The 18,899-nt window shown below is 63.5% G+C and carries 20 protein-coding genes; 17 read left to right on the top strand and 3 right to left on the bottom strand.

Features of this window, described 5'->3' with window-relative positions; all coding sequences use genetic code 11:
• Window positions 1-226: 226 nt before the first annotated feature.
• Both fdxA and dapC read left to right on the top strand, forming a co-directional pair.
• On the top strand, window positions 227-553 hold the full coding sequence (gene fdxA, locus WBA38_RS13895) for a ferredoxin (RefSeq protein WP_424293716.1): 327 nt from the start codon (window positions 227-229) through the stop codon (window positions 551-553).
• Window positions 554-560: 7 nt separating this feature from the next.
• Complete coding sequence (gene dapC, locus WBA38_RS13900) at window positions 561-1,664, top strand: succinyldiaminopimelate transaminase (RefSeq protein ID WP_424322947.1); 1,104 nt, start codon at window positions 561-563, stop codon at window positions 1,662-1,664.
• A 54-nt stretch (window positions 1,665-1,718) separates the two neighbouring features.
• Here dapC and WBA38_RS13905 read toward each other — a convergent pair whose 3' ends face one another.
• Window positions 1,719-2,495, bottom strand: coding sequence for an endonuclease domain-containing protein (locus WBA38_RS13905; protein ID WP_424322948.1), 777 nt, complete (start codon window positions 2,493-2,495; stop codon window positions 1,719-1,721).
• A 141-nt stretch (window positions 2,496-2,636) separates the two neighbouring features.
• Window positions 2,637-3,602, bottom strand: coding sequence for a 2,3,4,5-tetrahydropyridine-2,6-dicarboxylate N-succinyltransferase (gene dapD, locus WBA38_RS13910; RefSeq protein ID WP_424293719.1), 966 nt, complete (start codon window positions 3,600-3,602; stop codon window positions 2,637-2,639).
• A gap of 89 nt (window positions 3,603-3,691) precedes the next feature.
• Between dapD and WBA38_RS13915 the strand changes: the two genes are divergently transcribed.
• From WBA38_RS13915 to dapE, 5 genes are all read left to right on the top strand, one after another.
• Window positions 3,692-4,861, top strand: a complete 1,170-nt coding sequence (locus tag WBA38_RS13915; protein ID WP_424322949.1) for a sensor histidine kinase — start codon at window positions 3,692-3,694, stop codon at window positions 4,859-4,861.
• Window positions 4,858-5,535: a response regulator gene (locus WBA38_RS13920; protein WP_424293721.1), complete on the top strand. Its 678-nt coding sequence runs from the start codon at window positions 4,858-4,860 to the stop codon at window positions 5,533-5,535. Before WBA38_RS13915 ends, WBA38_RS13920 begins: the two co-directional genes overlap by 4 nt.
• 156 nt (window positions 5,536-5,691) lie before the next feature.
• Window positions 5,692-7,359, top strand: coding sequence for a sulfatase-like hydrolase/transferase (locus tag WBA38_RS13925; protein WP_424293722.1), 1,668 nt, complete (start codon window positions 5,692-5,694; stop codon window positions 7,357-7,359).
• Window positions 7,356-8,234 (top strand): formylglycine-generating enzyme family protein, encoded by an 879-nt coding sequence (locus tag WBA38_RS13930; RefSeq protein ID WP_424322950.1) that lies wholly within the window; start codon window positions 7,356-7,358, stop codon window positions 8,232-8,234. Before WBA38_RS13925 ends, WBA38_RS13930 begins: the two co-directional genes overlap by 4 nt.
• 60 nt (window positions 8,235-8,294) lie before the next feature.
• Window positions 8,295-9,401 (top strand): succinyl-diaminopimelate desuccinylase, encoded by a 1,107-nt coding sequence (gene dapE / locus WBA38_RS13935; protein ID WP_424293724.1) that lies wholly within the window; start codon window positions 8,295-8,297, stop codon window positions 9,399-9,401.
• Between the two features lie 3 nt (window positions 9,402-9,404).
• Here dapE and WBA38_RS13940 read toward each other — a convergent pair whose 3' ends face one another.
• The gene (locus WBA38_RS13940) at window positions 9,405-10,118 is read right to left on the bottom strand and encodes a TetR/AcrR family transcriptional regulator (protein WP_424293725.1); all 714 of its coding nucleotides are present in this window, start codon (window positions 10,116-10,118) and stop codon (window positions 9,405-9,407) included.
• Between the two features lie 209 nt (window positions 10,119-10,327).
• On the opposite strand from WBA38_RS13940, the gene WBA38_RS13945 reads away from it, so the two are divergent.
• From WBA38_RS13945 to glgC, 10 genes are all read left to right on the top strand, one after another.
• The gene (locus tag WBA38_RS13945; protein ID WP_424322951.1) at window positions 10,328-10,828 is read left to right on the top strand and encodes a nitroreductase; all 501 of its coding nucleotides are present in this window, start codon (window positions 10,328-10,330) and stop codon (window positions 10,826-10,828) included.
• Window positions 10,829-10,837: 9 nt separating this feature from the next.
• The gene (locus tag WBA38_RS13950; RefSeq protein ID WP_424293902.1) at window positions 10,838-11,665 is read left to right on the top strand and encodes a TIGR00730 family Rossman fold protein; all 828 of its coding nucleotides are present in this window, start codon (window positions 10,838-10,840) and stop codon (window positions 11,663-11,665) included.
• Window positions 11,662-12,198 carry a TIGR00730 family Rossman fold protein gene (locus WBA38_RS13955; RefSeq protein WP_424293901.1) on the top strand — a complete coding sequence of 179 codons (537 nt, stop codon included), beginning with the start codon at window positions 11,662-11,664 and terminating at the stop codon, window positions 12,196-12,198. Before WBA38_RS13950 ends, WBA38_RS13955 begins: the two co-directional genes overlap by 4 nt.
• 41 nt (window positions 12,199-12,239) lie before the next feature.
• Window positions 12,240-14,012 carry a long-chain-acyl-CoA synthetase gene (locus tag WBA38_RS13960; RefSeq protein ID WP_424322952.1) on the top strand — a complete coding sequence of 591 codons (1,773 nt, stop codon included), beginning with the start codon at window positions 12,240-12,242 and terminating at the stop codon, window positions 14,010-14,012.
• Window positions 14,013-14,139: 127 nt separating this feature from the next.
• The gene (folP, locus tag WBA38_RS13965; RefSeq protein ID WP_424322955.1) at window positions 14,140-14,952 is read left to right on the top strand and encodes a dihydropteroate synthase; all 813 of its coding nucleotides are present in this window, start codon (window positions 14,140-14,142) and stop codon (window positions 14,950-14,952) included.
• A complete protein-coding gene (locus tag WBA38_RS13970) occupies window positions 14,949-15,956 on the top strand; it encodes a glucosyl-3-phosphoglycerate synthase (protein WP_424294070.1) in 1,008 nt (335 codons plus the stop codon). The genes folP and WBA38_RS13970 overlap by 4 nt, the downstream gene beginning before the upstream one ends.
• A gap of 4 nt (window positions 15,957-15,960) precedes the next feature.
• Window positions 15,961-16,326 (top strand): DivIVA domain-containing protein, encoded by a 366-nt coding sequence (locus WBA38_RS13975; RefSeq protein WP_424294069.1) that lies wholly within the window; start codon window positions 15,961-15,963, stop codon window positions 16,324-16,326.
• 185 nt (window positions 16,327-16,511) lie between these two features.
• Window positions 16,512-16,679, top strand: a complete 168-nt coding sequence (locus WBA38_RS13980) for a DUF3117 domain-containing protein (protein WP_424294068.1) — start codon at window positions 16,512-16,514, stop codon at window positions 16,677-16,679.
• 119 nt (window positions 16,680-16,798) lie between these two features.
• On the top strand, window positions 16,799-17,578 hold the full coding sequence (locus tag WBA38_RS13985) for a methyltransferase domain-containing protein (protein ID WP_424322956.1): 780 nt from the start codon (window positions 16,799-16,801) through the stop codon (window positions 17,576-17,578).
• Window positions 17,579-17,622: 44 nt separating this feature from the next.
• Window positions 17,623-18,840 (top strand): glucose-1-phosphate adenylyltransferase, encoded by a 1,218-nt coding sequence (gene glgC / locus WBA38_RS13990; protein ID WP_424322953.1) that lies wholly within the window; start codon window positions 17,623-17,625, stop codon window positions 18,838-18,840.
• Window positions 18,841-18,899: the final 59 nt, after the last annotated feature.

Raw genomic sequence — 18,899 nt, forward strand, 5'->3', positions numbered from 1 at the left:
GAATGCACTGTGGCCTTGCTCGCACTCGGAGACGGTGGCGTCGTTTTCGGTGGTCGGATAATTTTCATCAGGTTGCGCAAAACTCCGTGCAGGTCGCAGGGTGTCGGTGGGGTGAGGGTCGAGATCGAAGTGGGGCACCCGATACGCTTAGCCTCGACATGATTCCTTTGCGCCCATCAGCCCTGGCGCGCGGAGTGGCAATCGTGCAAGTGAAGGAGAACGCGTAGTGACCTACATCATCGCTGAGCCATGCGTTGACGTGCTCGACAGGGCGTGCGTTGAAGAATGCCCCGTCGACTGCATCTACGAGGGCGGGCGCATGCTCTACATCCAGCCCGACGAGTGCGTCGACTGTGGTGCGTGTGAGCCGGTGTGCCCCGTCGAGGCCATCTTCTACGAAGATGACGTGCCCGATGAGTGGGAACCGTACGTCAGCGCAAACGTTGATTTCTTCGACACCCTCGGTTCGCCGGGCGGTGCCAGCAAGGTCGGCAAGACCGAGTTCGATCCGCAGTTCATTAAGGATCTGCCCCCGATGGGCGAAGAGGGCTGATCGAGTAGTGACCAGCCGACTGCGTCGGGTGAGTTCGGGTCTACCGGACTTCCCGTGGGACACCATCGCCGATGCCAAGGCTGCGGCACTTGCGCACCCCGACGGCATTGTCGACCTGTCGGTCGGCACGCCGGTCGACCCAGTGGATCCGTTGATTCGCGAAGCGCTCGCCGCGTCGTCGGAGTTCCCCGGATATCCCGCGACGGTCGGAACTCTCGCATTGCGGGAGGCTGCGGTCGGTGCCCTCGCGCGACGGTTCGCCGTCACCGGACTCGACGAAGCCTCGATCCTGCCGGTGATCGGCACCAAAGAGGTCATTTCCGGGTTGCCGTCTCAATTGGGTGTTCCCGCAGGCGAATTGGTCGTCATCCCCGAGGTTGCCTACCCGACCTACGAGGTCGGTGCGCTGCTAGCCGGGGCGGAAGTTCTGCGCGCCGACACCGTCGAGGCAATGGGTGACCGCTTGCCTGCGCTGGTGTACTTGAACAGTCCATCTAATCCGACGGGCCGGGTCCAGAGCGCAGCCGAACTGAAGACCATCGTCGACTGGGCGCGGGAACGAGGTGCCGTTGTCGTCTCCGATGAGTGCTACCTCGGGCTCACCTGGGAGGGCTCGGCGGCGTCGGTGCTGCATCCCGACGTGTGCGGGGGCGACCACACCGGGCTGATTGCCGTGCATTCGTTGTCGAAGGTTTCGAACCTTGCGTCGTATCGCGCAGGCTTCCTTGCCGGTGATCGCGAGCTCATTGCCGAACTGCTTGCCGTTCGCAAGCATGCGGGGCTGATTGTCCCGTTCCCGATTCAGGGGGCGACGGTTGCGGCGTTGAACGACGACGTCCACGTCGACGCGCAGCGCGAGCGTTACCGAGTCCGCCGCGACAAGCTCCGCAGCGCCCTGGTGGGTGCGGGATTCACGATTGACCACTCCGAGGCCGGGCTGTACCTGTGGGCAACGCGCGGAGAGGATTCGCGGGTCACACAGCGGTGGCTCGCCGACCGTGGCATCCTTGTCGCTCCCGGCGACTTCTACGGGCCTGCCGGAGCGAAACACATTCGCATGGCACTGACCGGTACTGACGAACGGATTGCCGCCGCGGTCACGCGTATTTGAATCCCCGATCTGGCGAAAATCGCGCACAATCGGTAATTGTCACTCCAGTGGGATTCAAATACGAAAGCCGTGGGCGCCTTTGCGGTGAGCGCCGCGGCGAATGAGATCAGTCAATAGCGGTCCCACAATGTCCCACTGGTACACGACCTGCTGATATGTCAGCCGGAGTGGGAAGTAGCCGATTGCGCGTGCCCGCAGGTCACGAAGTCGATCGTTCTCGAATTGCTCGGGATCGGCGTGGTAGTCGTACCCGTCGACCTCGATGATCAACGATGTTCCAACCACGAGGTCGACGCGGCCAACGTATGGAACCTCGACCTGCGGGCGAAGTTCCAGGTTGGGGGCGCGAAGCCGCAGTCGGACCATGGTCTCGGTGCCGGACTCCGCGCGACCGTCGACCAACGACAATGCCTGCTGAACAGACTTAGGTGCCTCGCCCAGTTCGGCTTCTAGGTCCGAGGGTGTCAGGAGTCCCCGGTTGAGTATTGAATCGCAGACCACCACGAAGGCTTCGGTCGACAAGCATCGCGCCGCATGGCGAAGTGCGGTCGGCAAGTCGTCCACGGCAGTGGTGACTTTGGGCGGTCGGCCGTGTTGCTTGCACCAGGCAGGATGATTACGCACCGACGAGGTCGACCCGCGAACATGCAGTTTTGTGGTCGGCGGAACCCACACCCCATGGCGTTTGAGTGCTGAAGCGCAGGTCAAGACGCCGCCAATCTGGACGGCTCGCACCACCTCCGGGTCGGCGTCACCTGTGGCGACCCAGCCGTGCCGAAGCTGCCGCAGATTACCTCCGGCAAGCGACTTCTCGACCTGCGCGCGAGGCATCGCCTCTTGCAGTTTTGTTCGCCTGAACACCCCCGAGTCCATGCGGAATTTTCTAACAGCTAGAAAGCGACGCTCGTCGTAGAATCCGCAAAATGCCCCAAATCACGCGAAATTCGCCACATGTTGTGCCGTCGGGGCAATTCAGTTGTTGGCGTGCAAGGCCTCGTTGAGGGCGATGCCGTCGCCTTCCTTGGCGCGGACTTCCACAGCACCGGTGGTGCTGTTGCGGCGGAACAGGAGGTTCGACGCTCCGGCGAGGTCGCGGGCCTTAACAACGGAGCCGTCAGGGCCAACAACTTTGGTGCCTGCGGTCAGGTAGAGGCCAGCTTCGACGACACAATCGTCGCCGAGCGGGATGCCGCACCCGGCATTGGCGCCGAGGAGGCACCGCTGTCCGATGGTGATGATTTCCTTGCCGCCGCCGGACAGGGTGCCCATGGTGGACGCGCCGCCGCCGATGTCAGAGCCGTCGCCGACCACAACGCCCGCTGAGATTCGGCCCTCGACCATCGACGTGCCGAGGGTGCCCGCATTGAAGTTCACGAAACCTTCGTGCATCACGGTGGTCCCCGGTGCCAGGTGGGCGCCGAGGCGGACGCGGCTGGCATCGCCGATGCGGACGCCCTTGGGGGTCACGTAGTCGACCATGCGGGGGAACTTGTCGATCGACAGCACGGTGACTTGGCCACGTGCGCGCAGGCGCGCGCGAGTCGTTTCGAAATCTTCGACGGCACAGGGACCAAAGTTGGTCCAGACCACGTTGGCGAGCAAACCGAACTGTCCGTCAAGGTTGGCGCCGTGGGGTGCTATCAAACAGTGCGAGAGCAGGTGCAGGCGCAAGTACACGTCGTGGGCATCGATAGGGGCGATCGACAAGTCGGCGATCACCGTGCGGACAGCGATGGTGCGCACACCGCGGGCCTCATCGGTGCCGACGAGTGCACGTAGCTCTTCGGGAATGTCGTTGCCGGTCAACTCGGTGGACCCGCTGATGCCCGGTTCGTCGGTCAGTGTGGGGGAGGGGTACCAGGTGTCGAGGACGACTGTCGAATCATCGCCCGCCCACACGGTGGCGATTCCGTTGGCAATAGCACCTTGAGTATTCACTGGAACATTCTAGCGGCGTACTGCTCAACTTTCGTTAGCCGATCGGGCAGATGTGCCCGTGCTGACGATCACTCTTCTAGGGTGAGCGCATGGATGTAGTGGAGCGCTGGATTGTGTTGTCGAACCGGCGTCCCATGATCACGGCCGGAATTGTCGCGGTTGTTGTTGCCGCCTTCGGTGTGATCTCCCTGCGATTTGAACAGCGCGGCGCTCGGCCCGGCGATGACACGCTCGCGGCAGCGTTAATTGTGGTGGCGTCGTCGGCGAGTTTGGTGATCAAACGGGTTCGGCCCTGGTGGACCCTGGCGCTGACGTTGGCCGGAGCAGTTGGCTACACCTGCTATTCGGGTGTCTTTAATGCGGCGGCGACGCTGCCGCTGTTGGTCTGTCTCGGCACCATCGCGTCCATCTTCCCGGCGCGTGTCGCCATTGTCACCACCGCAGCGACGTGTAGCTTCCTCACGATCGTCGGGATCGTGGTTGGCCCAGATTGGTTGCTGGTGGAGCGGATCGGTTTAGTGGGCTGGCCACTGGTCGGTGCCATCATCGGTGGCCTGACCAAAGCTCGCAACAGGTACGTCACAGCAGTCCAGACGCGCGCACAACTGGCGACCGCGCTCTACGAGCAGGAAATGGCTCAGCGCGTGATGGCGGAACGACTGCGGATGAGCCGCGATATCCACGATGTGGTCGCACACCACTTGGCGACGCTCAACCTGCAGATCGGGACGGCGCGCCATCTCCTCGACAAACCGGACACCGCAGCCCAGGCTTTGGCGGGGATGCACGCCAATTCGGAAGCGGCGCTTCGCGAGATCAAAGGTCTCGTCCGACTGCTTCGGGAGGAGGACGCCGGGGCTGATGGTCCGCTGCCGGGACTCGACGACATCGGTCGCCTCGTCTCGTGGGCCCGCACCAATGGGGTCGACACGAACTCGCTGGTGCGCGGCACTCCCCGGCCGACAACCCCGGACGTGGAGCTTGCGGCCTACCGCGTGGTCCAGGAAGCCTTGACCAATGCGGTGAAACACGCCCACGGTTCGCAGGTGCGAATCACGCTTGTCTACCGACCAACCACACTCTTGATTGAAGTGGAGAATCCACTGCTGACCGCAACAGATTCCGCAACCGGCGGGTTGGGCTTGGCTGGCATGGCCGAACGGGTCCGTGCCGCGGGAGGTCAGTTGGACGTTGACAGCGCCGGTGGGACATTTCGCGTCGCTGTCGAATTGCCACTCGAAGTCCGCGAGCCGGTATGACGATTCGGGTGGTCATCGCTGACGATCAGCACGGTTTCCGCAGCACGCTCCGGCTGCTGCTGGACTCGGAGGACGACATTAGTGTGGTCGGTGAGGCACGCGACGGGGCGGAAGCGGTGGTGGCCGTGCGACGCAGCAACCCCGATGTTGCAATCCTCGATATTCGGATGCCTCGGGTCGATGGAATCGCAGCTACCCGAGCCATCATCGGCGAGCGGCGACTGGCCTCGACTCGAGTTCTCATATTGACCACGTTCGAGTTCGACGAAAATGTCAGCGTCGCACTGCGGGCGGGCGCGGCGGGGTTTCTCGGGAAGGACGCGCGGCCGGCCGACGTGCTCGCTGCGGTGCGTGCAGTCGCCGCGGGCACCGTACCCCTGTCGCCGGTGGCCACTCAGATGCTGGTGGATGATTTTCTCGCCCGACCGGTCGCCGCTGCGGGGATCGAAGGTGCGCTGGGCACGCTGACGGCGCGCGAACGGGAGGTGGTCGTTCTGGTGGCGACGGGAGCATCGAATGTCGAGATTGCCGATCGCCTGGGGATCACCGCGCTGACGGCAAAAACACACGTCAACCGGGCAATGGTGAAACTGAATGCGCGCGACCGGGCGCAATTGGTGGTGCGGTCTTACGAAGGTGGGTTGGTAGTCCCGGGGAGGCCACGCGGCCAGTGATCTACTGCGTTTGTCGTAGTTCAAGGCGATGGATCTGCCACCGGCCACCTGGCCCGATTTCGGCTCGGACCGGAGGAACTGCCGGTTTGGGAAGCGCGGGTGGCCCGCCAGGTTAGGTTGTGCTCGAAACTGCCCGCGTCCCCAGGAGGTCCTTTCGTGATCGAAGATTCTGCGTCCCGTGCCCACAGCAAGGCACCTTCTGATGGTGGCGGGATCGGAGCCTCGCGAAGGGAGTTTCTCGCTGGTGTCGGCGCGCTCGCAGCGGGTGCGGTCGCGGCGAGCGTTGCCGGACGAGCAACAGCGGCCCCCACCGCCAAGGCCGCGCGTGGTGCCGCGGTGCCCAAGCCCAACATCGTCCTGTTCATCACCGACCAGGAACGCAAGCCCATGCACTGGCCGGTCGGCTGGGCCGCAAACAACCTGCCGAACCGGCAACGACTGCTCAAGCACGGACTGAGCTTCGAGAACGCATTCTGTTCAGCCGCAATGTGCTCGCCCAGTCGCAGCACCTTCTTCAGCGGCAAGTTCCCCGCCGAACACGGGGTCACAAGCACGCTCGTCGACAGCGAGAGCGCCAAATCCCAAGCGCAACTGCCCCTTGACGAGCAGAACATGGCGAAGATGTTGAAAGCCGCCGGATACCGGGTTCATTACCGAGGCAAGTGGCACATGAGCAAGGGGGCGAACGGTGGCGGCCCCTTGCCCGGTGATCTGGCCAAGTACGGCTTCGACGGCTGGCGGGGCCCGGACTACGGCGGCGACATTAAACCGGAAGGTTTTGGTGGCGGTTGTGCCAATCACGACGGGGCAGTAATCGAGCAGGCCGTCGACTTCTTGCGGAACGAAGCGCCCGGTGGCAAACCATTCGCACTGATCGTTTCGCTGGCGAACCCGCACGACATTCTGTCGTACCCGGAAACCTGGAATCAGCGGGTGGGGTCGTGCGACAACTACGCCTCGTCGGTGCCGGGCGCGTTTAAACAGGGCATCGGCTTGCCATCGACCTATGGCGAAAACCTCCGTCGCAATCACAAGCCGACGGCGCATGCCCAGACAAAACTGCTGCTTGCCGGGGGCCTCGGCGCGATGCCGACCAAAGCTCAGGCTCGCAACTATGTGAACTTCTACGCATTCCTGCACACCATCGTCGATGCGCACCTCGGGCGGGTGCTGGACGCGATCGACGCCGACCCGCAGGTCCGCCGGGATACCGTCGTCTTCCGGATCTCCGACCACGGTGAGATGGGTATGTCGCACGGTGGGTTGAGGCAGAAGGCTTTCAACGCGTACGACGAAACCCTGCGTGTCCCGCTGATCGTCAGCAACCCGACAATGTTCCCTCGCGGCACCAAGACCAATGCCCTGGCATCCCTCGTCGATCTGATGCCGACGATCGCGAGTATGGCCAAGGTGCCTAACCGGTCGGCATATACCTTCCGCGGCGCCGACTTGACCCCGGTCATTTCCGATGCAATCGCGAACCCGGGAAACCCGACCGCCGCAGCGCAGGACAGTGTGCTTTTCACCTTCGACGAAGACGCCGGGGCGGCCGGGGGTGCGGCAGCCAAGATCATCCGGGAGCCGTACCACATTCGGGCCATCCGAGATCACCGCTGGAAGTTCGCCGTGTACTTCGATCCGGACGGTCGGGCGGCACCGCAGCGCGAACTTTACGACCTGCGGGCGGATCCGGACGAGATGCGGAACATTGCCGATCCGGCAGTTCGCGGATTTAATCCGGCCCAGTTGGCGACGATGGAATCACGACTGGCCGCGAAGATGGCCGAAACGAACACCGCACCGAAGGGCGTGGTCCTGATTTGACGGCAATTCTGGTCCCCGGCGGGGAGACTCTCGTCGGCTCCGACAACGGCTATCCCGAGGAGCGACCGCGGCATCGTCGCACCGTTGAGGCATTCGCAATTGCTGCGACACCGGTGACAGTCGCCCAGTTCGCCGAGTTCGTCAGCAGTACCGGGCATGTGACGACCGCAGAAATTCCACCGGATCCGGCGCACTACCCGGATGCCGATCCCGCGCTGTTGGTGGCTGGGTCGCTGGTCTTTTCGCCGCCACCCGGGCCGGTGCCGCTGGATGATTTTCGGCGCTGGTGGTCGTATCTGCCGGGGACGTCTTGGCGGTGCCCCGCGGGGCCGGGAAGTATGGCCGTCGACGACCATCCGGTGGTGCATGTTTCGCATGGTGATGCGACCGCCTACGCGACGTGGGCTGGTGCGGTGCTGCCAACCGAAACCCAGTGGGAGTACGCGGCACGTGCGGGGACCGAGTCGGAGTTTGCCTGGGGCGAGGAACTCACCCCCGGCGGTACTCGGCTCGCAAACACGTGGCACGGGGACTTCCCATGGGACGACACCGACCCCGATGGGCACCTGCGTACCAGCCCGGTCGGTTCGTATCCGGCCAACGCTTGGGGCCTCTACGACATGATCGGCAATGTCTGGGAGTGGACCGATACGGTCGCGACGCCATCGCATGCAGGCGGTGGAGAAGCGCCGCGGTCGTGCTGTGCGCCGGGCGGTCGCGGCCCGGTTTCCAAAGTTATTAAGGGTGGCTCTCACCTGTGCTCGCCTGACTATTGCCAGCGATATCGGCCGTCGGCGCGCCAGTTTGAGGAGTCCGACTCGTCGACATCGCACCTTGGCTTTCGCTGTGTCACGACTGTCGACGGTGGCCGCTAGCCGAGAAAGGTGCCGAGGCGGGCAAACCTGTGCGATGAATTCCTCCTACGATGGGTCATTGTGAGTATCCCGAGCCTGGATCTGACCGCCGATCCCATCGAACTGACCGCTGCCCTGGTCGATTTGCCCAGTGTGAGCCGCGACGAAGGGCTGATCGCCGATGTCGTCGAGCAGGCGCTGCGAGCGCAGACGGACGGTTTCGAGATTGTTCGGCATGGCAATTGCGTCCTGGCGCGGACCAATCGGGGTCGGCCGACGCGCGTGATCTTGGCCGGGCACCTCGACACCGTGCCCATCGTCGACAACGTGCCATCCCGACGCACCATGACCGATGAAGAAGGTGACGTGCTGCACGGGTGCGGCACCGTCGACATGAAATCCGGCGATGCGGTTTTCCTTCACTTGGCGGCCACGTTGGCCGATCCCGCGCACGATCTGACGCTGATCTTCTACGACTGCGAAGAGATTGCGGCCGAGTTCAACGGGTTGGGCACCATTGAGCGGGATCTGCCCGGTTGGCTTGAGGGAGATGTCGCGATCCTTGGGGAGCCGACCGCCGGCCAGATTGAAGCTGGCTGCCAGGGAACGCTGCGCGTCCGGTTCACGGCGACCGGCACACGGGCGCATTCGGCGCGAGCGTGGATGGGCGACAATGCGATTCACAAGCTGGGCCGTCTGCTGACCACCCTGAGCGAGTACCAACCGCGTCGCGTCGATATCGATGGCTGTGAGTACCGCGAGGGGCTCTCTGCGGTGGGTATTCACGGCGGCGTCGCGGGCAACGTGATTCCCGACGAGGTGTACGTGGACGTGAACTTTCGTTTCGCTCCCGACCGCTCGGAAGCGCAGGCGTTCGCGCACGTCGAAGAGGTTTTCGCGGCAGAGCTCGCCGGTGGGCAGGTGACCGCGCAGGTTACTGATTCGGCGGCGGGTGCGCTTCCGGGGTTGGCGAATCCGGCCGCGGCGAAACTGGTCGATGCGGCTGGCGGACGTTTCCGTGCCAAGTATGGCTGGACGGATGTTTCTCGCTTTGCTGCGCTCGGTATTCCGGCCGTCAACCTTGGACCCGGTGACCCGAGCTTGGCGCACCGCGTTGATGAGCGGGTGCCCGTCGAGCAGATCACTGAGGTCACGGAGATTTTGCGCGACTACCTCGCGGGGGCTTGAGCCTTACCCGAATATCAGCGCCGCACAGAGGTCTGCGACGCCCGCGAACACCGCTGCGGGATTATCGGTGACCGGGCCAAGTTGCTCAAATAGTTCACTTGAGATGGCGCCGATAAGCAGGTTCCACACGGTGATGACACGCGCAACGACGACCGGATCGGCCATGGCGGGTACTGCCGGATCGTCGAGCAACGCGTGCAGGGCATTGGCGGCGCTGGTCTGAACCGGTGACCGCGTGCCGCGGATTACCGGCACTGAATCGAGGTCGGCGACGATCGACGCCAGCGCCATGAGTGGACGTTCGCCCGCTGGGTTCGTCTGCTCGGCGGGGGCGCGATAGCCAGGTACCGGGGATCCATACACCAGCGCGTACTCGCTTCGATTGCGTAATGCCCAGTCGCGCAGTGCGATCGAGAACGCCACGAATCGAGTTCGAGCGGTTTGGTGTCGGGCAACGGCGCTTTCGATGGCGTCGGCGAGATCGTCGTAGGCGTCGACAATCAGGACGGTCAGTAGGTCGTCGCGGTTCGCGACATATCGGTAGAGCGCCGAGGGCGCGATGTTCATGTCGCGGGCGACGGCGCGCAACGACAGGGCTGCGGCACCGTGCTCGGCGAGGTGTTGGCGTCCGACCTCGCGGAGGCGGGCTTCGATCGCCGCTCGGTTGCGGGCGCGCAATCCGACGTTGTCGGGGGGATCAGGGGCTTCGGTTGTCACCGCTACCTCCGGGGTCATGTGCTCTTGGGGATTCTTTGGTCATCGTCGCATGCGGCACCGACAGAATCCCAAAATTCAAGAACAGTGTTCTTGATTAAAGGCGGCAACGCAATTAACCTTTAATCAAATGAGAACACTGTTCTCGAATACTGGGGACGACGTTCGCGATGCTCGCGCTGTTCCCGACCTACCGCTTACGGAGGATTCAAATGTCCCGAGCCACGAATCATGCACCCGCCCACACCGACAGTCGACTGCTGCGGATCTCGAACGCGATAGTCGGCGGTCTGGCCAGATTCGGCATCGGGCCGGCTGCCTGCCATGAATTGCTGGTTGCCGGGCGGACCTCGGGCCGAGTCACTGGTCGGCCGGTCAACGTTATGGAGGTCAATGGTTCCCGCTACTTGCTGTCGCCACGCGGCCAGACGCAATGGGTACGGAACGTTCGGGCCGGGCAGACCGCAGTCCTACGGAGGCGACATACGAGCGAGGCGGTCGAACTCATCGAGATCACCGGCGACCGCCGCATCGACCTCCTGCGCACCTACCTCGCGCGCTGGGGCTGGCAGGTGTCGGCCTTCGTCAATGGCCTATCGGCATCGTCGTCCAACGAGGACCTGGCGGCGGCGCTGGCACAATTCCCCATTTTCGAGTGCCGATCGGTCGGTCACCAGTGTCGTGGTCCTGCTCAGGAGCCCGCTGGTTGCTAGTCTCGCGGGATGACTGACCGTTCTGTATCCGACAATTCCCATCCGCTGCCCGACACCCCAATCTGGCGGTCGGACACCCCGGATCCCAACGACGGTTGCGTCCGAAATCTGGGCCCCGCTCAGGTTCGATTGGAGGCCGGTGCGGAAGTAGTCCCGTCGGACCGACGACTGCTGGAATGGATTGACCCGCGCGACCCGCGCCGTGCCGAGCAGCGCATGATTCGCGATTCGTGGCGCGTGCAACGCATTCAATCGGAGTTCGTGTCCGGTTTTGATGCCCTTGAAGGCATAGCCGAGGCCGTCACGGTCTTCGGCTCGGCACGGGTCCAAGAGCGGACACCCGAATACGAGTTGGCCCGGGAGGTGGGCCGACGACTCGGTCACGAGGGCTTCGCCGTCATTACCGGAGGCGGTCCCGGCGCGATGGAAGCAACCAACCGCGGTGCTTACGAAGCGGGGGCGGAATCGATCGGGCTCAACATTGAACTGCCGTTTGAACAGCACACCAACCCGTGGGTCACGCTGACCATGAACTTTCGCTACTTTTTCGTGCGGAAGACAATGTTCGTCAAATACGCCCAGGCCTTCATCTGTCTGCCCGGCGGATTTGGCACCCTCGATGAGTTGTTCGAGGCCGTCACCTTGGTGCAGACGGAAAAGGTCTTGCAGTTCCCGATCGTGTTGATCGGCAAGGAATTCTGGGGTCCGCTGGTGGATTGGCTGCGCAATACCCTCGAGGCCGAGGGCAAGGTCTCGCCCGGAGACGTCGACCTCCTGCACCTGGTTGATACACCCGCCGAGGCCGTCGAGATCGTCGTGAAGGCTGCTCGCGGATGAAGGCAATCTGTGTCTATTGCGCGTCCGGTCCGGTCGATCAAGAGTTCCTGGACCTGGCCGCCGAGACGGGTCGGGCGATCGCTGCTGGCGGACACACGCTGGTGTCGGGCGGCGGAAACATTTCGATGATGGGGGCGCTCGCACAGGCCACCCGCGCTGCGGGTGGTCGCACCATCGGCATCATCCCCGAACACTTGATGAACCAGGAAGTCGCCGACCTTGGGTCCGACGAGTTGATCGTCACCGACACCATGCGCGAGCGAAAGCGGTTAATGGACGAGATGTCCGACGGCTTCATTGCCTTGCCGGGCGGTATCGGCACGTTTGAGGAACTGTTCGAAACCTGGACGGGTGCCTATCTCCACGTGCACGACAAGCCGATCGTGTTGCTCAATTACGACGGCTTTTACGACCCGCTCATTGACTGGCTCGAGGTGCTGCGGTCGAAAGGGTTCGTCGCGGATCGGGCGCTCAGCAAGCTCAAAGTATGTGTAACCGTGGGTGACGCAATGACCTATCTAACCAACGGGTAAGGTGACGTCGTTCAATGGCAGAAATCAAAAGTGAGGCATCGATGAGTACCACCGCCCCCCAAAAAATCGGCGTCACCGACATGGTGCGCGGGGCCATCAAAATGGTGCCTGACCTGCCATCCATGGCTCGCCACGCGCCCGGGCTCGTGATTCGATCGGCTACGGCCAAGCGAACCATTGGGCAAATTTTTGCCAACCTCGCCGAGAAGCATCCCGACCGCCCGTTCATCCGCTGGAACGGCGAGTCAACCACCTATGGTGAAGCGAACCGCCAAGTTAACCGGTACGCGGCAGTCCTCGCCGATCGTGGCGTGGGGACCGGCGACGTGGTCGGGATTCTGTCGAAGAACAACCCCACCGATCTGATGCTGATCCTGGCGACGGTCAAACTTGGCGCGGTCGCGGGCATGCTGAACTACAACCAGCGCGGCGAAGTCATTGACCACAGCATGAAGTTGCTCGACGGTGCCGCTCTGATCTACGACCCCGAGGTTACCGACGCTTTCGAGTCAATTAGCCCCGAACGACTGCCGAGCAACGTGCTCGACTTCACGGCTCTCGACGAGGAGGCCGCAGGTAAATCCGACAGTAACCCGGCGGTCACCAAGGACCTGCCTGCTTCCACCACCGCTTTCTACATCTTCACCTCGGGGACCACGGGTCTCCCCAAGGCCAGCGTCATGAGCCACAATCGGTGGTTGGCAAACTACAGCGGTATCGGCGGCCTAGCCGTGCGCCTGCGTCCATCGGACACCATGTACGTCGCGCTGCCGCTCTATCACAACAATGCGCTCTCAGTTTCGCTCGGCGCGGTCCTCTCCGGCGGTGCCTGCATTGCGATCAGCAAACAGTTTTCGGCGTCCCGCTTCTGGGACGAAGTGATCCTGAACCGGGCGACATCGTTCTGCTACATCGGCGAACTTTGCCGCTACCTGCTGGCTCAGCCCGCGAAGCCGACCGACCGACAGCATTCGGTGCGCGTCATCGTTGGCAACGGCATGCGCCCGGAAATCTGGGATGAATTCACCGATCGCTTCGGCATCGACCGCGTCGTCGAATTCTACGGGGCGAGCGAACTCAACCTCGCGTTTGTGAACGCCTTCGATGTGAAGCGCACCGTGGGTTTTTGCCCGCTGCCGTACAAAGTCGTCGAATACGACATGGATGGCAACCCCAAGCGCGACGCCAAAGGGCGACTCAACCGGGTCAGCAAGGGCGAACCAGGCCTGTTGATCTCCGAGATCAGTGACCGCGTCCCCGTGGACGGCTACACCGATGAGTCCGACACCGAGAAGAAGATCATTCGCGACGCGTTCAAGGACGCCGACGCGTACTTCAACTCCGGTGACCTCGTCCGCGAGTTGGGTTTCCGGCACATTGCCTTTGTCGACCGACTCGGGGACACCTTCCGTTGGAAGGGGGAAAACGTGGCGACCACCGAAGTTGAAGCGGCTGTCGACGGTGCCGGCGGCGTTGAGCAGACCGTGGCGTACGGCGTTGAAGTCGCAGGCTGCGACGGTCGAGCCGGAATGGTCGCTGTCGAAATGCGAGACGGTGCCGTGCTGGATCCCAAGAAGCTGGCCGATCATCTTTACCGGACGCTTCCGGCGTACGCGATGCCGTTGTTTGTCCGGTTCGTTTCGGCGATCGAGGCGACGTCAACGTTCAAGAATCGCAAGGTGGAACTGCGCGAGGAGGCTTTCACCAGCGTCGGCGACGACGAACTGTGGGTTCTAGCGGGCCGTAATGACGGCTATGTGCCGTTCTATGACGGTTACGCCGCGGACGTGGCTGCGGCGAAGGCTCCTCGCTGAGATGTCCCGGCGTGATGGGACCGGCGACTAGCCGATCCCACACGACCCGTAGGCTGGGACCGTGAGCACTGCCCGTCCGGCCACGACCCTCTGCGGCCGGCCCGTAGCCGTTGACCGCGCCCTGGTGATGGCCATAGTCAACCGCACGCCCGACTCGTTTTACGACCGTGGCGCCACATTTTCCGACGATGCCGCCAAGGCGCGCATCGATGAAGTGGTGTCGCAGGGCGCGGACATGATCGACGTTGGCGGAGTCAAGGCTGGCCCCGGTGCCGAAGTTGATGCGGCGATGGAAGCCGAGCGCGTGGTCCCAATGATCGCTTGGATTCGGGCCACGCATCCAGACATCTTGATCAGTGTCGATACTTGGCGGGCCGAGGTCGCCGAAGCGGCATGCGCAGCCGGTGCCGATCTCATCAACGACACGTGGGCGGGCGTCGACCCCAAACTGGTGGCAGTTGCCGCCCGCAACGGCGCGGGCATCGTGTGCTCCCACACCGGTGGCGCGCGGGTCCGCACTCGCCCCCATCGTGTGGCCTACGACGATGTCGTCGCCGATGTGGTCACCGAGGTCACGACGGCCGCGCAGCGCGCCCTCGACGCCGGTGTCCGCGAAGACGGCATTCTGATTGATCCGACGCACGATTTCGGGAAGAACACGCACCACGGCTTGGCCCTGCTGCGCCACCTCGATCGTCTTGTCGACACCGGATGGCCGGTCCTGATGGCGTTGAGCAACAAGGACTTCATCGGCGAGACGTTGAACGCCGATCTCGAGGACCGGGTCGCTGGCACCCTTGCCGCGACGGCGCTCGCCGCGGCCGCAGGTGCCCGCATGTTCCGCGTCCACGAGGTCGCCGATACGCGCCGCGTTGTTGACATGGTCGCCTCGATTGCCGGGACCCGAGCGCCCGCCCGCACCATTCGGGGGCTGGCATGAACCCCGGCCACGAAGGGGCACCCTGGGTGGATCGGGGTGAAGGAGAAGCGCATTGGTCCCACCCGGAGTACCCGTCGCTCCGCTCGCCTCGCACCTGGGACCGCCCGGCGTGGGATGTTGCCGACCTGGTTGCCGCCAAGAACGGGCGCACCGTCTCCGTTGTGCTCCCCGCCCTCAACGAAGAAGCGACCGTCGGCGGGGTGATTGCGACGATCATGCCGCTCGTCGGGACTCTCGTCGACGAACTGATTGTCTTGGACTCGGGAAGTACCGACCGGACTGTGGAACACGCCCAGGCTGCGGGGGCGCGCGTCATTAGTCGCGAAGAAGCCATCCCCGGACTGGAACCGGTTCCGGGGAAGGGGGAAGTCCTGTGGCGGTCGATCGCCGCGACCACCGGTGACGTGATCGCCTTTGTCGACTCGGATCTGATCGACCCGGACCCGATGTTTGTCCCGAAGATGATCGGACCGCTACTCGCCGACCCCGATATTCACTTGGTGAAGGGCTACTACCGACGGCCGCTTCGGACCGGCACCACGCAGGAACCGGGTGGGGGAGGACGCGTCACGGAACTCCTTGCCCGACCGCTCCTCACCGCCCTCAAGCCGGAACTCGGGGATGTTTGTCAGCCGCTCGGTGGCGAGTATGCAGGCACCCGCGAACTACTGGCGTCGGTGCCGTTCGCGCCCGGCTACGGAGTGGAGATCGGTCTCCTGATCGACACATACGACCGTTACGGGCTCGACGGAATTGGGCAGGTCAACCTGGGCGTCCGTCGACACCGGAACCGGCCGCTGGCCGAACTTGCCGTCATGAGCAGGCAGATTGTTGCGACGCTGCTACAGCGGTGTGGCATTGAGGACTCGGGTGTCGGACTCACCCAGTTCGACGTCGAACCCGACGGCGGCTTCACCCCGCACACCACCGAACTGCAACAGGGCGAACGACCGGCCATTGCCGACCTCGATCTCGGCCATCCGGCGAACATCTCGCTACCGTAGAACCATGGTGACGATCGGGCTTTACGTTATGGGTGTGGCCTTGATGGTCGCGCTCATCTTCGCGGTGGTGTGGTTTGTATTCGGTCGCGGCGAAGATCTGCCGCCGGTTGACAAGGGGACGACGCTCACGCGCCTCCCCTATGCCGGAATTACCGGCGACGATGCGCGGGCAGTGCTCTTCCAGCAGGCGTTCCGCGGATACAAGGTTTCCGAAGTCGATTGGACCATCGAGAAACTAGCGCGCGAGATCGATGAACTGCGGGCGGTCGTACAAGACTTGCAGGCTCGCGATGAGGTTGATTCGGCAAGTGCTCAGACCGGGCCGATGCCCGTGTTTGATGCACAAACAGGGCAGCCGAAGGGATCTTGATCCCCGCGATTCCCCGTGCGACGGGCGCTTCCATCAGCGAAGTTACGTACGTGCCGTCAGCGAACTGAGGTTTGCTCCATGAGCGAACTTATGTGTGTCCCAGTCGGACTGCGCGCAATGCATACCTGTGCGCCACGTATCATTAGGGGGAATTTCGTGAAGTTCCATTGAAGGGAGCACGACAGATGGCGGCGATGAAGCCACGTATGGGGGACGGCCCGCTCGAAGCGGTCAAGGAAGGACGTGGGATCGTCGTTCGGATCCCGATCGACGGAGGCGGACGCCTGGTTGTCGAGCTGAACGATGAAGAGGCGTCGGCGCTCGGCGAGGCCCTGCGCGACGTTACCGCCTGATTCAGAGTGCCGGTTCGCATCAGCAACCCCCGCCCCCGCCGGGGCAGCGGTTCGCTGAGGCGGCCGGCTTTCTGGCCTGTCCGGTCTGTTCCGGCGGTCTGTCGCCATGCGGTGCCTCGCTGGAATGTACCGAAGGCCATGTTTTCGACGTCGCCCGCCAAGGCTACGTCTCGCTGCTGACCGGGAAGGGCACCGTTCACCGGTCCGATACGGCAGCGATGGTCGCCTCCCGCAATGCGATTTTTGACGCTGGCCTGTATGCCCCGATTGTGGCCGCTGTTGCACAGACGTGCGCGTCGTCGAAGGTGATTGTCGATGCTGGCGGCGGGCCCGGGCAGTACCTGGCGGCCGCGCTTGACGTGGCCGCAGAGCATAGCGGCAGCGAATCCGGGCCCATCGGGATCGGTCTAGACCTTTCCAAGTACTGCGCGCGTAGTGCCGCCAAACGACATCCGCGGGCCGTGTCGGTCGTTGCTGATCTTTGGGCCGGACTACCGTTGCAGGACGGCGTTGTCGACACCGTCTTGTCGGTGTTTGCGCCGCGCAATGCGGCCGAGACCGCGCGGGTGCTCCGCCCCGGCGGCCAATGGGTGATTGTGACGCCCCGGCCCGCCCATCTGGCCGAAATCCTGGCCCCCATGCGCATGCTGGCTGTCGGCGAGGCCAAGGCTGCCCGGATCGGCCACGAATTGGCTGCCGATTTCACCTCCCCGCAGACCACCGTCGTACGCGCGGAGGTTGAGTTTGACGAAACTGCGCTCCTGAATGTGGCGGCGATGGGGCCAGCGGCGTTCCACCGCACCCACGAGGAGTTGGCCGCTGCCGCAGCGGCGCTGGCGGCAGGGGGTTCGGTGCGTGCCAGATTGGATGTCAATGTCACTGTTGCCCAGCGCATTTAGGGTGCCGGCTGGTCGGTCCGGCGTCGGGCGGATATGTTTGAGGCGTGAGATCACAACCGCATGTTCTCGGAATCGTCCTCGCTGGCGGTGAAGGCAAGCGGCTCTATCCATTGACAATGGACCGGGCCAAGCCCGCAGTCCCGTTCGGCGGGTCTTATCGGCTGATCGACTTTGTGCTGTCGAACCTCGTCAATGGCGGGTACGAACGGATTTGCGTTCTGACGCAGTACAAGTCGCATTCGCTCGACAAGCACATCTCGCAAACCTGGTGGTCGTCCGGGTTCCAGGGCGAGTTCATTACCCCCGTGCCGGCACAGCAGCGGCTCGGCCCGCGCTGGTACACCGGCAGCGCCGATGCCATCTATCAGTCGATGAACCTCATCTACGACGAAGAGCCCGACTACATCGTCGTCTTTGGTGCCGATCACGTCTATCGGATGGATCCGTCGCAGATGGTTGACGCGCACATCGCGTCCGGCGCTGCGGTCACCGTCGCCGGTATTCGAGTCCCGCGTCGCGAGGCGGTGGCTTTTGGCTGTATCGACTCCGACGACGACGGCAAGATCACCGAGTTTGTGGAGAAGCCTGCCGATCCGCCGGGTACCCCCGATGATCCCGACGTCACGTTCGCGTCGATGGGCAATTATGTTTTCACCGCCGATGCGCTCGTGGAAGCGTTGAAAGCCGATGCCGCGGATGGCGATTCGGACCATGACATGGGTGGCGACATCATCCCGGCCTTCGTGGCTCGCGGTGAGGCCTACGTGTACGACTTCGACGACAACGTGGTGCCCGGTAGCCTGGACCGCGATCGCGGCTACTGGCGCGACGTGGGCACCATCGACGCCTTCTACGACGCCCACATGGACCTGGTGTCGGAGAATCCGGTATTCAACCTGTACAACAAGCGCTGGCCGATTCGCGGCGAGACAAGCCACCTACCGCCCGCCAAGTTTGTGCGAGGCGGCACCGCCAACGACTCGGTGGTCGGTGCGGGAACCATTGTCGCGGGAGCCACCGTGCACGGTTCGGTGTTGTTTAATAACGTCTTCGTCGACGAAGGCGCGGTTGTTCAAGGCAGCGTCCTGATGCCGGGTGTGCGCATCGGCCGCAACGCCGTGGTCCGCAACGCGATCCTCGACAAGAACGTTCGAATCGCCGACGGTGGCCAACTCGGCGTCGACCTGGAACACGACCGCAAGCAACACATCGTCTCGCCCGGCGGCATCGTCGCCGTCGGCAAGAACGTCGTCGTAGAGTAACCGCCCCGCCTGCCGTTCTCGCATGATGCGTCGATTCCCGCACTATGTCAGACATAGTG

Source organism: Gordonia sp. (in: high G+C Gram-positive bacteria) (assembly GCF_049647785.1).
Lineage (GTDB): Bacteria > Actinomycetota > Actinomycetes > Mycobacteriales > Mycobacteriaceae > Gordonia.

Excerpts from the sequence above, each read along its gene's own strand:
- WBA38_RS13905 (WP_424322948.1), bottom strand. The coding sequence starts at position 2,495 with ATGCCTCGCGCGCAGGTCGAGAAGTCGCTTGCCGGAGGTAATCTGCGG.
- WBA38_RS13915 (WP_424322949.1), top strand. The coding sequence starts at position 3,692 with ATGGATGTAGTGGAGCGCTGGATTGTGTTGTCGAACCGGCGTCCCATG.
- WBA38_RS13920 (WP_424293721.1), top strand. The coding sequence starts at position 4,858 with ATGACGATTCGGGTGGTCATCGCTGACGATCAGCACGGTTTCCGCAGC.
- WBA38_RS13945 (WP_424322951.1), top strand. The coding sequence starts at position 10,328 with ATGTCCCGAGCCACGAATCATGCACCCGCCCACACCGACAGTCGACTG.
- WBA38_RS13950 (WP_424293902.1), top strand. The coding sequence starts at position 10,838 with ATGACTGACCGTTCTGTATCCGACAATTCCCATCCGCTGCCCGACACC.
- WBA38_RS13955 (WP_424293901.1), top strand. The coding sequence starts at position 11,662 with ATGAAGGCAATCTGTGTCTATTGCGCGTCCGGTCCGGTCGATCAAGAG.
- WBA38_RS13960 (WP_424322952.1), top strand. The coding sequence starts at position 12,240 with ATGAGTACCACCGCCCCCCAAAAAATCGGCGTCACCGACATGGTGCGC.
- folP (WP_424322955.1), top strand. The coding sequence starts at position 14,140 with ATGGCCATAGTCAACCGCACGCCCGACTCGTTTTACGACCGTGGCGCC.
- WBA38_RS13970 (WP_424294070.1), top strand. The coding sequence starts at position 14,949 with ATGAACCCCGGCCACGAAGGGGCACCCTGGGTGGATCGGGGTGAAGGA.
- WBA38_RS13975 (WP_424294069.1), top strand. The coding sequence starts at position 15,961 with ATGGTGACGATCGGGCTTTACGTTATGGGTGTGGCCTTGATGGTCGCG.
- WBA38_RS13980 (WP_424294068.1), top strand. The coding sequence starts at position 16,512 with ATGGCGGCGATGAAGCCACGTATGGGGGACGGCCCGCTCGAAGCGGTC.